Annotated in this window: 8 protein-coding genes and 1 pseudogene; 3 read left to right on the forward strand and 6 right to left on the reverse strand. The window is 57.0% G+C overall.

All coding sequences use genetic code 11. The annotated features are described in order from the left end of the window. Positions 1-234 precede the first annotated feature (234 nt). The 4 genes from ABIB90_RS37570 to ABIB90_RS37585 all read right to left on the reverse strand — a co-directional run bounded on the left by ABIB90_RS37570 (position 235) and on the right by ABIB90_RS37585 (position 7,029). Positions 235-1,095, reverse strand: coding sequence for an acyl-CoA thioesterase (locus ABIB90_RS37570; RefSeq protein ID WP_354202521.1), 861 nt, complete (start codon positions 1,093-1,095; stop codon positions 235-237). A 1,831-nt stretch (positions 1,096-2,926) separates the two neighbouring features. Continuing rightward, the gene (locus ABIB90_RS37575; protein ID WP_354202522.1) at positions 2,927-3,787 is read right to left on the reverse strand and encodes a MaoC/PaaZ C-terminal domain-containing protein; all 861 of its coding nucleotides are present in this window, start codon (positions 3,785-3,787) and stop codon (positions 2,927-2,929) included. A gap of 117 nt (positions 3,788-3,904) precedes the next feature. Continuing rightward, a complete protein-coding gene (locus ABIB90_RS37580) occupies positions 3,905-4,999 on the reverse strand; it encodes a KamA family radical SAM protein (protein WP_354202523.1) in 1,095 nt (364 codons plus the stop codon). Between the two features lie 1,127 nt (positions 5,000-6,126). Beyond that, a complete protein-coding gene (locus tag ABIB90_RS37585) occupies positions 6,127-7,029 on the reverse strand; it encodes a TauD/TfdA dioxygenase family protein (RefSeq protein WP_354202524.1) in 903 nt (300 codons plus the stop codon). 1,606 nt (positions 7,030-8,635) lie between these two features. On the opposite strand from ABIB90_RS37585, the gene ABIB90_RS37590 reads away from it, so the two are divergent. Next, complete coding sequence (locus ABIB90_RS37590; RefSeq protein ID WP_354101960.1) at positions 8,636-8,806, forward strand: hypothetical protein; 171 nt, start codon at positions 8,636-8,638, stop codon at positions 8,804-8,806. A gap of 608 nt (positions 8,807-9,414) precedes the next feature. On the opposite strand, the pseudogene ABIB90_RS37595 reads toward ABIB90_RS37590, so the two are convergent. Both ABIB90_RS37595 and ald read right to left on the reverse strand, forming a co-directional pair. Continuing rightward, positions 9,415-9,828 (reverse strand): annotated as a pseudogene (locus ABIB90_RS37595) (acyl-CoA dehydrogenase family protein); the annotation flags it as partial. A 731-nt stretch (positions 9,829-10,559) separates the two neighbouring features. Continuing rightward, positions 10,560-11,672: an alanine dehydrogenase gene (gene ald, locus ABIB90_RS37600; RefSeq protein WP_279668474.1), complete on the reverse strand. Its 1,113-nt coding sequence runs from the start codon at positions 11,670-11,672 to the stop codon at positions 10,560-10,562. Between the two features lie 328 nt (positions 11,673-12,000). On the opposite strand from ald, the gene ABIB90_RS37605 reads away from it, so the two are divergent. Together ABIB90_RS37605 and ABIB90_RS37610 are read left to right on the forward strand one after the other, a co-directional pair. Beyond that, on the forward strand, positions 12,001-12,717 hold the full coding sequence (locus ABIB90_RS37605) for a LuxR family transcriptional regulator (protein WP_354202525.1): 717 nt from the start codon (positions 12,001-12,003) through the stop codon (positions 12,715-12,717). Between the two features lie 93 nt (positions 12,718-12,810). Next, positions 12,811-13,395 carry an acyl-homoserine-lactone synthase gene (locus ABIB90_RS37610; RefSeq protein WP_354202526.1) on the forward strand — a complete coding sequence of 195 codons (585 nt, stop codon included), beginning with the start codon at positions 12,811-12,813 and terminating at the stop codon, positions 13,393-13,395. Positions 13,396-13,444 lie beyond the last annotated feature (49 nt).

The following is a 13,444-nucleotide window of genomic DNA, read 5'->3' on the forward strand; positions in this document are numbered from 1 at the left end:
GGTTATGAATGGAGTAAGGTCCTGACACCGCAGACTTCATCGCAGAATGAAAGGCCCTGAGCGCCGGGAACACCGTACTGACAGTCGCCCGCAATCGAGGCGATGTGATTTGCCAGGGATCAAATGGTCGTTGATCCACTCCTTTGTTTCTCGGCAAGGCACGCGAGCAAGCAGCATAGACGGGCTGCTTGCCGCTCGCTCGCCCAAGGCACAATTTCACTGCGCTGCGTAAGCTCAGCGTCGCTCGCGCACCGAGCCCTCCTGGGCGACCGAAGCCACAAGCGTGCCGTCGCGCCTAAAGATCAGCCCACGGGCGAGGCCACGACCGCTCTGCGCGCTCGGCGATTCCTTGGCATAGAGCAGCCAATCATCGGCACGGAAAGGACGATGAAACCACATTGCGTGGTCAAGACTTCCGGACAAGATGCGTCCATCGAACAGCGTACGCCCATAGCGAGCCATCACGGCATCCAGCAGCGACAAATCCGAGGCATAGGCCAGTGCGCATATGTGCAACGCCGGATCGTCGGGCAGCTTTGTCGCGGCCTTCATCCACATATGGAGTCTTCCGTCCTCGATCTTTTGGCCAACATACCGGCCGATCTCGACGGGACGAAGCTCGACCGGACGATCGGGTTCATAATAACGGCGGACAATTTCGGGTGGATCCGGATATAGTGGTTTCTTCGACAACTCTTCGGCTGCGAAATGCTCAGGCCCTGGCACCTCCGGCATTTTATCCTGATGTTCGAACGCGCCTTCCTCACCCTTATGAAAGGAGACCATGATCGAAACGATTGCGCTACCGCGCTGCATCGCCGTGACGCGCCGGGTTGAATAACTTTTACCGTCGCGCAGGCGCTCGACCCTATAGATCAAGGGTACCTGAGGATCGCCGGTGTGGATGAAGTAGCAATGCAGCGAATGTGGCAGCCGGGCTTTGACTGTGCGACATGCTGCCAACATCGCTTGTCCGATGACTAGGCCGCCGAATACCCGTTGCTCGCTGGCGTTCGGACTGTTGCCGCGAAATTGGTCGACCCCGATCGAGTCAAGGTCGAGAATGGCTGCAAGGTCGATCCCACTTTTTTGCATTTAAGAGCTCTTAGCTTGTTCAGTGTCATCGCTGGAGCGGTACGATCATGAGCCCCAGCGTCTTGAGGGGTCGACAGATGAAGCATCCTCGGAACGAAACGCTGCGTTTTGGGGTCCGGTGTTCGAACTGCTCTCCGCTAACAGCACTCCATACGTGCGACAATTCGCGCCGCCCTATCTTTCGATAGGCTCAGCGCCTTGTCGAGCCTAAAGCAATCGGCATGCCGCCCCGCACATCAGCTGAGTCTAGCAAAGATGCACAATCAGGAGCTTCATCTGGGGTCGACACTGGTCGCACTGTCAGCGTTTGGCTCCGGACACGTCGTGAACCAAACATCTGGGATACGATTGGCGTAGATGCGACACGACACCTTATTTGAGCTGCTTCCTAGAACCCCAGTCGTACCGGCTGCGGCTGAAGGAGGTCCTTCACCGGCGCAAGGCTTAGCGGGTACGCTGAATAAGACCGTTTCTTCGGCTGAACGATTCAAACTGAAGGTGCGCAGGCCTTGCAGCATGGATCGTATATGGCCGCTCTTCCACTAGATGTCGCGCGTCTACTACGGCACACCGATTGCTAGGGCATGATGAGCAATCCGACCATAGTTGGCGCGTAACAGAGCAGATGGCATTGTTCGCTCGATGCTGATAAGAGCGACAGCACAGTCTTTGTTCTTGGCATTCAGATGCGTCGGTTCGCTCCAGTCTTCAATGTGCAGTGGAAGAATTGATGTTGTCACCGTTACAGGAACGCCGCGCCTCCCATGACAAGCAAGAGGCGATATCAAGTCGATCGGCCTGGATTGCACAATCGCGCATCGCAAGATCGCCGACATCTATCGTGTCAAGACGAACCGTCTCTGCTGTGGCGTCCACAGCGATGCCTCTGTCATGTCAGGCTATCCGAAAACGCGCGTTGGTCGTTGAAGCCTGTTGCTTGCGTGTCGCCAACGGGCCTCAAGGCATCATCTCCCGGGCGAGACCCCTGCTCTCAACAACTGGCGGCGATACGAAATCGCGATGAGCAGTGCAACTGCCTTCTTCATTATTGATTTCTTGGATAGTTGGGACGCGAAGCAGGTCACGGGCGCATGCATCGCTTCTGCGGAATGCTAACATTCCACAAACGTTTTTTGCGGCAGCCGCCGTTGCGCATGTAACGCGCAAGTCCCACACGCAAAATCCGCCCGAGGGTTATCCCAAGTGCGCCATTCTAATGCTTGCAAGCCTCATGCAGCAGTCAATCGACGTCTTATGGCGAACTTGCCACCCCAGCGGCCGAAAGCCGAATAGTTCAAATCGTTCAGTTTATCTGCTGTAACCTGGACAAGGGGGGCTTCGGCCCGCGAAATGCTGCTGAGAAATTTAACTGCTCCATGCGCACGGTCCAGAAACCCTGTGCTGACAAATGGTACAGCATTCGGCAGACTGCTCAAGGAGATCGTCTATCCTTCGCCGCTCATCGATTGTCTCTAGGTGAGGAGCGCATTTCGGAGATCGTATACTCTTGCTGATCTGCGAGCTTGCTCCACTTCTCTAGAGAGTTCAAAGCACGCTTCGGGCGTCGCCCCACGCGTTTACCTGGCTTCGAGAGCGACAAGACGGCGCACCGCCCTCCCCGTTGAGGTCCACGCGCGCGATCAGCCGAAATGGCTCGCCCTTGAAGGCCGCGATTTGAAGTGCTCCGCACATCTCAGGTTCGTTGAACAGCGCCGCGCGGCCCATCCATGGAGACGTTGCCGCGGACCTTTCATGCAAGTCGGCAAGAACCGCTAAAAAGAGCGCGCCAAGCTGGCAGCCGAATAGGTACAAGGAACGGTCCGAACCCTGCTCAGTGTAGCACCGTCTGCCCATTCTTGACGACGGTAACGCGACGCTCTCGTACGCAAGCTTCGAACGAGATCGAATTACCGTCCTTCCAAAGATTGACGGTAACAACTTCTCCCGGAAACACCGGCGCGGAAAAGCGGGCGCGATGACGATGAAAAGCAGTCGGATCGTAGTCGGCATAGCTCTGCAGGACGGCTCTGCAGGTCAGCCCATATGTGCACATTCCGTGCAGAATGGGTCTTGGAAAACCGGCTCGACAGGCGAACTCCGGATCACTGTGCAAAGGGTTTCGGTCACCAGAAAGACGATAGATCAGGGCTTGGTCAGGTCGGGTCGGGATATCGAGTGATCTATCTGGTGCTCGGAGGGGGACTTGGTGCGGCTCGGGCATCCCCTCCGATGGCCCGCCAAAGCCGCCGTCACCCCTCGCGAAGGTCGACGAAACGATTGTGACGATCTTGTCGCCGCCCCCCTCTCTGACCACCACCTCGTTCTGAATGATCGCACCTTTCTCCTTACCCTTATCATAAATTCCCCTCACACGGGCGTCGGCCGTCACGTTCGCTGCGACAGGCATTGGCGTGTGAAACGTAATGTCGCGTTCGCCGTCAACAACCAAAACGCGATTGAGGTCAATGAGTCCGGGGCGTGCGCCCCAAACGCAGACGGAAGCAAACGTCGGGATCACCTTTAGTGGCTTCGAAGTTGCAAATGCTTCGTTGACAAATTGTAGCTCCTCCTCGTTCAAAGGATCTGAGCCCATGCCCACTCCAAGCGCATAGAGCATTACCTCCCTGTCAGTCCAGGAATAGCGAGCTCCAGACGTCCTTAAGTTCAGTGCAGCGGGATAGTCGATCGGCATCTGAGTCTTTCTACGCTGAGACCATGGCGTGCGGCCGCTCAACTTCAATACGCTTCGTTGGGCGGCGGGCGTACCGCACTCGCTCCGATTCGTAAGCTGGAGCGTTTACGGTAGACCTCATTGTTCCGGCAGATCGTCTAACCAGCACGCGGCCGCGACGTGCGGTCGGGAAAAGATCTTCCCGATCTTCTCGGGAGCTTTGCTCTGGTGGTATCGCATATACACGCGGCCATCCTGTCCTAAGTCCAATATCTCTATTTTTCCTGTGTAATGGGACATGATGTATTTAAATGTCTTTTCGATCCCGCTCAGACGTTGGTTGATGCCGCGTACAATCTCTATTCCGCGCCGCAGTGCGACTTGGAAGTGCGATGCACCCTTCACCGGCCTGGCTTGAAATAAGTAGTAAGGTCGCACTCCGATTTCGTGGCACTTGGCGAAGGTCGCGGCCAATATCTCGGGATCATCGTTGACTTTGGCGAGAAGCACGGACTGATTAAGAAATTGCACGCCTTGTGCTCGCAAAGCGCGAACTTTGTGCTCCGCGTCGCATGAGATCTCACCTACGTGATCGAAATGCGTGACGATGATTGCGGTTTTACCCGCCTTGTGGATACGCTGGAATAAGGCCGGTAGAGCGGAATCCTCAAATCGCCTTGGCTCATAGGCCAGCATTTTTGTGCCAAATCTGATCGAATTCAAATGGTTTATTGGCAGCAGGTGGTCAACTATCTTGTTCAGTTTGGCGGTGCTGAGCACGAACGGGTCACCTCCGGAAAGAAGTACGTTCGTCATCTCAGGATGGCGCGCAATATATTGCGCGGCCTGATCGAAATCCGGTGCGATTTCATCCGAAACCTTGCCCACAATGCGCTTACGAAAACAGTAACGGCAATATGAGCCGCAGCGTTCCGTCACCAGCAATAAACCGGTCTGGGCGTACTTGTGCTGCAGTCCCGGCACGACCGTGTTGTCGTGCTCGCCGCTCGTGTCCAAGGTGCCTGGGCTCTCGAACTCCTCGACGGAGGGCTCGACAATGTACTTCAGCTGATCGTAGTAACCGCTGTTGATGATCTGTTCGCGATAAGACTTTGTGACATGGTAAGGCGTGAAGTTGTTGACTTGCAGTTCACTCTCGCTAACGACGCGAGTTTCTTCAATGAACTTCAACTCGTGTGCTCTGCAATCCAGCGGATTAGCTGTGGTTTCCATTGCCGCACCTCGTGTGCTCTTATCATCGCGGTTTGATTCAATGCGATCTATACAGCATCAACAATGGATCGTTACCTACCTAGTGTGGTGAGGACTATCGGGCTCGAGAGTTGAGGAAGGTGCACTGATACTCACTGGTGTCGGGGCGCTGAGGCTAGCGGCGCGATCCCGCCTAAGTCGCAGCCAAGAGAGCGTGTTGAGATCGACTTGAATGCAAGGGATAAGCCAACTCAGGCGAACCGTGATTCATCCTCGAGGAACAGGCTGACGGGGGCGGCGCATCGGCGGCTCTTCCGATTGGGGTGAGCGAGGCCGTGGTTCAGGGCGGTCTTTCAGGCGGAACGGACCTTCCGGGGTAGCGAGCGCGATCATTGGGTGTGGGATTCGAGGAAACTCGCCGCACAGCAGCTTTGCCGACCGGCGCGGATCGACGTTCCGCGCTGAAGCGGCACGGGGACTGGCTCGCTGGAACTGCGGCGTAGCTGGTGGCCGTTACGCGTGGACCATGTCAGCCCACGCGCCATCCGCGATGGCCGAACGGCCATTGGTAGACGACCACATTCGTTGCGGGCCTCACCTGCAAAGGGCTGATTGCATCTTTCGTGGGCGATGGCCCGATCAAGGCCGAGTACTTCCTGGCCTATGTCGAGCAAATTTTCTCGCCGTACCGCGCCAGAGCGACAGGGTGATCCTCACAATCTGTCGAGTCAGAAGAGCGAAGAGGGCCTGCCTCATCGCAGACGCGGGCCTCCTCTTCCTGCCGACCTACAGCCCCGATCTCAAGCCGATCGAGATGGCATTTGGCCAACCCAAAGAACTGTTGCAGCAGACCCGGGCAGAACCGCCGCGCCCTCTGGATCTCATCGGGCACCCTGACCACGTCCACTCCTGAAGAATGTGCCAGCTAGTCCGTCATTGCGGATAAAATCCGCTTTGATCGCGACAGGCTCCAGCGAACCGCGCAGCATGCCCAAGCTATGCGACCAGCGCGCCCAAAAGAGGCAGATTGCCCGCACCGGTTCGCCGGTCGCGCCGGGATAAGAAGGCCCGGCTCCGCTTGACATTGCAGGGCCGCGACTTAGCGTTGGACCACCAGCGTCTTACGAAAACCGGACCTGCGGACAGTGCTAGGCAGCCTCAGCGGCCCGTGATTTCAGCCTTTTGATGTGCGGTACGCCGGCGTCGATCGCAAGCCGGTCCATGGCCCAATGAGGACTGCCGATCTTGTTGACGGGATACGTCTCAATTGCGCGATTGTCCCAGATTGCGACGTCGCCCGATTTCAAATTCCAGCACAGGGTGTTCTGCGGGGCGGTGAGATAGGATTGTAGAAGTTTGAACAGCCTTTGGCTGGGATAGCGCTGCAGGCCGACAAAGTTCTGCACGGAACGACCGAGCGAGAGCATGCGTTCGCCAGTGTCGGGATGAACACGAACGATCGGATGTGCCGCTTCGTAGATCGTGCCGGTGGATACGTCCTCCAATGCCTTCCTGTCGGCTTCAATGGCCCCGTCCGTCGCAGGGTGATCGAATGCGGCGAAGCGCACAGCCCACAGGTTATCGGCAAGCATCCGCAGCGGATCGGGAAGGTCAAGATAAGCGGCCACCGAGCTTGACCAAGCGATCTCCCCGCCAAAAGGTGGAGTCGCTGCACCTCGCAGCACTGAAATTGCTGGGTGGGCGGCACTGAAGACGTCTGCACTGGAGACGTCATCACCGTCCAACTCATCGACATGATCGCACGCGCTAGCAGCGAGCGTCTTCCGGATTGTTAAGCCTCCCCTTGTGTCCAGCATTGTGGGATTGCGTATCAGCGAGCCCAGCCGGAGCACAACACGCTGTTGCTGGGCCTCATCGAGATGCCCCTGATTACGGAAGAAGATGACCTTATGCTCTAGGAGCAGCCGGTTAATGGCCATGATGGCCTCGTCAGACAAATCGTCTGACAGTGTAATGTTCTTGATCTCGGTCCCAAGCCGGCCCGCGTGCTTAACGATGTCTGCTCGCGGAATGTCGTTATCAACGGTCATTGTGCCACTCATGACGGCGCCTTTCTCTGTGGATGTCTGAACAAACTCCGTGTTTGGTGGTCACGTCTGGCGATAAACGCGACAGCCGTCTTGATGCCACGCATGCGAATTGTCTGAGGGGCGGGTGACCCACGCCGCACAAGTAGCCGGCTGAATCTTGTTACAGACCACCATCATCTTAGGATCTGACTCCCTCAGTGCGGACATAGCCAGTGCCGCTCCATGGAAGGGCACTCGGAAAGGCACTCGCATAAAACGCCACCAGATCGATTTTGCAGCCTCGTCAACGGTACAAATCATAGACGCAATCCATGTCTAGGCCATGAAACGAAATCAGCTTTCTTTTCGATCTTGAGTAACGTTCGCCTCCTCTTCGAACTCGTCGTTGGAAAATCCTCGAATAACGATTGAGTCGCCACCTCACGCGACCGGCATCGCCTCATCCGCACGACAGGAATCGAACTCGTTCGCGGCCGGCGCTCGCGAAGCGCGATATGACAGGACGCCCCGCTTCGGCAAGCCGACTCTATCTTAGAGAGTATACTATATATATATCTACCTAACCGAGCGTGCAATCACTTCCTCGCGACTTCGAGTTGTCCAATGCGCGTCGTCTTTCGCCCGCTGGTTTATTGGGTGCTCTTCTCGCCGCGCAGGAAAGCCGCGTAAAATTCAAACGCTGCAACTCCCATTGCAGCTAAACAACGGACTCAATCCCTCGATTTGCGAGATCTGCGCGCGTCACGGGAATGCAGATCGTCCGGGCTGTGACCTGCGTTTTGCTCCGTTCGGAGGAGTAGATTTTCCTCACGGAACGCAGATTGTTTTGGGTTCCTGGCGATTGTCCGCAAAGAATCAAAACAGAGCGCGCGGGACGCGCAAAAATACCGCGCGGCCCCAAAGACAATGCAGCGAGTTCGCGCTCTCACATTGCAAGCCGCACCTTCTCGGCAGGCTGTTTTCCCCGCTACAGCACAACGCCCACGGCAGCGTCGTAAGATCATAGGCGGGGATCCATCTTCCCAATGGTCCCCTGTCTTATCTCCTCCAGTAACTGTAACGCGCGTAAGCATGCTCGCGCACGCACCAAAACTGCGCGATTTCAGAGACGACGATGAAAGAATGCACCAGCAGCGTGAAATCTCGCCCACGCGGCCGAGCGATCGTGCAAGGATCCGCACCATCGCAACAAAGCCGCTTTCAAAAAACTAAGGTTCGTCACGGGCCGCAGGAGACTCCGTTTCGGCTTACTTGCATGTGCAGACAAAGCTGCTTGTAAGGACCTCGGCCGTACGAAATTCTGCTTGGGTTCTTGCTGGTCCGCCTGGCAGATCGGTCTCACTGCCGCTTTAAGATGAGAGCTTCTGCCGGCGTTGCTGTTAGCAGCTTGGCTCTGCGCGATGAAGAAAGGAGCGGGCCAAAGCAACGTCCAATTTGGCGCTCTCATAAATTTGAACGACGCCCGTAATCGCGGCTACTGAACTCGGCCGAGTGGACGATGCCGCAGGAGGCTTGGGAAGACCCGGTGGATGCTTCGGAGTGGGACTGGTGACTTCGCTCAAAGCGCAACCTATCTGGGCTCTGGACCAACCAATATGGCTCAACACTGAGTAGCAACACTTTGACCAGCAATACAGGCGCGATCTCCGGCAGTTATACAAACACAATGCAAGCAGCTACTGCGACGCGAACGTGGTTCAACCGGCACTGTCGTATCGGCAGGCGCCATGTCAGCGACATCCGGATCGAGCGGCGGCTTTCGCATGAAATACATTAGAACTTGCGCAATTCCGCGCCGCTACCCCGTGCTTCGACACTAGGGACGGCCATCGCTGGGTCTAGTTCTCATTTATGCACCACGTGCTGCGCGGGGAGCACCTCGTTAATGCGGCTACCGGCCGCCCATCTCCGGAGCTGCATCATCTTCGTTATCGTCAGGTTCTAGCTTGTGAGCCGCCTGTAAGCCTCAGCTTCGCTGAAAGGGCCTCAATGGGTCGACCGTTGTCATCGACGATGTACCCCTGTGTCGACGCGGTCGCCGTATAGAGCCGAGCGCTTTCCCTTGACCCAACATTCGGAATGGCACTCGGAAATCGCGTACTAGGCCTGATGAGATATGCTTCCAGCCTCTATGATAGAGGACATGAGGGTGTATTTCTCTATTTCCAGACTTGGGAGCCGCCCTCTTGCCCGAAGCCAAAATACGCAGGGTACGAAGACAAGAAAGCTAGGGCCTTCTACGCAGAACATGCCGGCTTGCTCGCGTCGGGCTAATCTATCTTGCTCTCGGCATGCACCACGAAGAGATGAGACGCAGTCAGACAGCACCAAAAGGGTTCAAAACGCCGATAAGGCCCGATCCGTGGCGAGACAATCGGAAACGCAGGCGGAGCGAATCTCACCATTCATCAAGGGCTTCAGCCATTGCTGTTTCTGTTCCTTAGTGCCGTACCGCATCAAGCCCTCCATGTTGCCGGTATCGGGAGCGGAGCAGTTGAACACTTCCGAAGCCCAGCCGATGCGACCCATCTCTTCCGCAAGCATCGCATATTCCAGATTGCTCAGTGCCGCACCGGGAAATTCATTGTCCTCATGGGAAGTCGGTGCCAGAAACATGTTCCACAACCCGTTGGTGCGCGCCTTCTTCTTTAGGTCTTCGAGGATTGGAGGAAGTTCCCAGCGGTCGCCCGCAGCGCGCTGCTGCTCATATACGGGCAAGGCGGGCCGGACGTGCTTGGCCATGAAAAACTTCACGCGAGTCAACCACTCATTTTGTTTCGCCGACATCGTGAAATTCATTAATGTTCTCCCGATTTTCCCTTTTCTCCCGCCCCGCCGGCTCAGAGCCTGTTAGCGCTCCTCGCGACGACGGACGCATGACGGGACTTGTCACGGCAGAATGCGGAATGACAACTGCCATCCTTCAAACCCTGCATACCAAAGTTTGAAGTGCAACTCCCAAAGTTGGGGGGAATCCATGTGGTCGTGGTCACCACTTGGGTTTGCCCTAACAGATCCGGGCGGGCGGCTTCATATCCGCCTGCTAGCGTGCGGTCAGGAAGTCGAACTCCGGCCAGCCGATGCGCTGACTCTTCTGGCTGCGCCGTCTCAGACAGCACAGCCCTGTCCCAAGCATTTCGCCGGAGAAGCCGTTGAGCTCCGAACAATTGTGCGGCCTGCCAAACTAGCGCACTGTACTGCCGGCGCAGATCTTTACGTACTGTCGATCGCCTGTATCCGCTGCCAGCCAGAGATCAGGGCGACCGCTTATCTGTAAGTACGCGCCGGATGAGACGGCATCTACCCATCCGTTGTCGGCTGGAGGCTTTTCCGGACGCGTCAACAGCGGGAAACTTGCAAGGGGAGAGGCCGACCGCAGTTTTGCTGAGGTGGGCCGTGGATATTCTGTGGACCGCCGATGTCCAAGCCATGGCGAGTGCATGCTGTTTGCGGCGCCCTTAAAAAAAGGCCACTCCGAAGGAGTGGCCCACCCAGTCAGGGAGGAAACGTCCCCGTGAGGACCTCTAGGATCAGGCCGCAGCTTGGTCAATCGGTGTGAAGGGCAGGCCGAGGCTCTCGGCCACGGCCCTATAGGTGAGACGGCCACGATGGACATTCAGACCCGCGCGCAGGTGTGGGTTTTCAAGCACGGCCGCAAACCCCTTGTTGGCGAGAGCCAAGCCAAATGGGAGCGTAGCGTTGTTCAGCGCGTGACTGGAGGTCAGCGGGACGGATCCCGGCATGTTTGCCACGCAATAGTGGATAACGCCGTCCACCTCGTAAGTTGGGTCTGCGTGCGTCGTCGGACGCGAGGTCTCGAAGCAGCCGCCCTGATCGATAGCTACGTCCACGATCACGGAGCCTTTGCGCATCGAGCTCAACATCCCGCGGCTGACAAGCTTTGGCGCACTTGCGCCCGGAACGAGAACGGCGCCTATGACGACATCCGCCTCGAATACCTCCTGTTCGACGGAGTCTATCGTCGAGAATTTGGTACGAACTCGCCCTCCGAACAGTTCATCCAGCTCGCGAAGCCGGCGGATCGAACGGTCAAGGATCGTGACTTCGGCACCCAGGCCTGCCGCCATCCGTGCAGCGTGGGTGCCGACAACGCCTCCTCCGATTACTACGATGCGTGCGGGTTGAACGCCGGGCACGCCGCCGATCAGAAGTCCCCGTCCACCAGCGTATCGCTTCAGCGCCGCGCCTGCTGCTTCCACCGCAAGTCTTCCCGCAACCTCGCTCATCGGGGCAAGCAGCGGAAGCCCACCGTGAGCGTCAGTCACGGTTTCATATGCAATGGCGGTGCAACCAGACTTGATGATGCCCTTAGCCTGCTCAGGATCCGGAGCCAAATGCAGGTAAGTGAATAGGATCTGGTTTTCCCGCAGCTGTGTCCATTCAGCGGGTTGGGGTTCCTTGACTTTTACGATCATTTCGCATGAGGCGAACACCTCGTGAGCATAGGCCGCAATCGTCGCTCCAGCCTTGCGATAAATGTCGTCGGTGACGCCGATCCCACCACCGGCGTTGGTCTCTACCAACACGCTGTGCCCAGCGGCCACGTATTCGCGGACAGCCCCAGGCGTCAGGCCCACGCGGTATTCGTGCGTCTTGATTTCCTTTGGAACACCGACCTTCATTTGCAATCTCCTTCGTGCGCGGCTCTTTGTAATCGGAAGAGCGGTACAAACCTGCAACTCGGAAGGCCCAAGAGCGCAGCAATCCGGCAATCTTCTGGGCACGCTTGCAGGATTTCGAACAGCGGACCCAGCTCGGCTCAAATCGCAGTGATGTTAAGACATAATGACTGCGGGATCTCGGTTGATCACATCAGTAACTAGGTCACCCGACATCAAGACTGACCTACGCTCGAAGGGGCCGACTTCTTGTTTTGCCCCCATTCGCAGCAATGCTCAATTCTGATAATGAGAGTCGCGCTTATGAGGGAGGCCCGCGGGTTCATCAACGATGGATCGGGTTTTTCAGAAGTTTGCTGAGCGATTGACCGAAAGCTCGCACCCAGATGAAGCTCAGCAGAGCATGGCCGATGTCACTGCTGCGCTCAGTTTGTCTTGGTTCGCATATCTTGCATTACCCAGTAGGCCCGGCGGCGTCCCGAACCTAATCTCGACATATCCATCTTCCTGGACCGCTCTTTATCTGCAGCGTGGGTACGACTCCGTCGATCCAGTGGTACGCCGGGCGATCCGCCAGCCTAAACCGTTCCGGTGGGGACTTGGAATCGAACAGCAAAATCAGTCGGATTCAGAACGCACGTTGTTCGAAGAGGCCGCCAAATTTGGAATTCGCTGCGGATTTACATTCCCGATCCATGATGGCCGGGGCGCGACCGCCGCTTTGAGCCTTGCGACGGACGAGCATCGAACGGTTTTCGACCGCTCGTTACTCGAGCACGCACACAGCCTGCGGCTCATCGCATGGTTCTTCCATGCACACGCGAAGCGGTTTTGGACGATTGATCGCATGGTCGGCGGGCTGTCTCCTCGCGAGTACGAATGTCTCGAATGGTCCGCGCGCGGCAAATCTGCCGGAGAGATCGGGATCATTCTCGGCATCGCCGAGCGAACGGCGGGATTTCACCTGGACAACGCCCGTGCGAAGCTCGGGGTCAGCTCGCTTCGTCAAGCCATCGTGCTGCTAACCGAATCAAAATCTCGAAAATAGAAACTCCGGCCGCCATAAACACCTGTGCAACTGCACAGGTGCGCTTGCCTAGTCCTCTTTGCTTATTTCTCCAAGCAAAGCAGGGAGGCCAGTATGATTCAGCTTATCACCCCCGAGTACTACGGGGAGTTCGTTCACGAGCTGGCCGAGATACACCGGCTGCGCTATCGCGTTTTCAAACAGCGCCTTGACTGGAGCGTCGAGACCAGTGGCGACATGGAGATCGACGAGGTTGATGTCCTTCGACCGGTACACCTCCTGAACCGCTCGACCGCGGGACACATTCAGGGTTGCGTCCGCCTTCTGCCCTCGACCGGCTCAACGATGCTGAGAGATACCTTCCCCATTCTTCTCGAGGGGCAACCGGCGCCACGAAGCCGTCAGGTCTGGGAGAGCAGCCGATTTGCGCTCGATCTTCCGCCGGACGCGCCGAAAGCAAGTGGCGGACTTGCTGCCGCCACTTACGAGCTGTTTGCGGGCATGATTGAGTTCGGACTTTCGATTGAATTGACCGAAATCGTCACCGTCACCGACGCGCGAATGGAGCGCATTCTTCGGCGCGCGGAATGGCCCCTCCGGCCGATCGGAAAAGCTCGTCCTCTCGGAAACACCACAGCGATAGCCGGATACTTGGCGGATTCAAACGGTCGTCGCAACACCAGTTACTTTCACTCATAACAGAAGATCGTCAAGCGCCTCCGCCGGCGTTTTCCAGCCTAGTGTCTTC

It is taken from the genome of Bradyrhizobium sp. JR4.1 (genome assembly GCF_040548605.1).
In the GTDB taxonomy this organism is placed as follows: Bacteria; Pseudomonadota; Alphaproteobacteria; order Rhizobiales; family Xanthobacteraceae; genus Bradyrhizobium; species Bradyrhizobium canariense.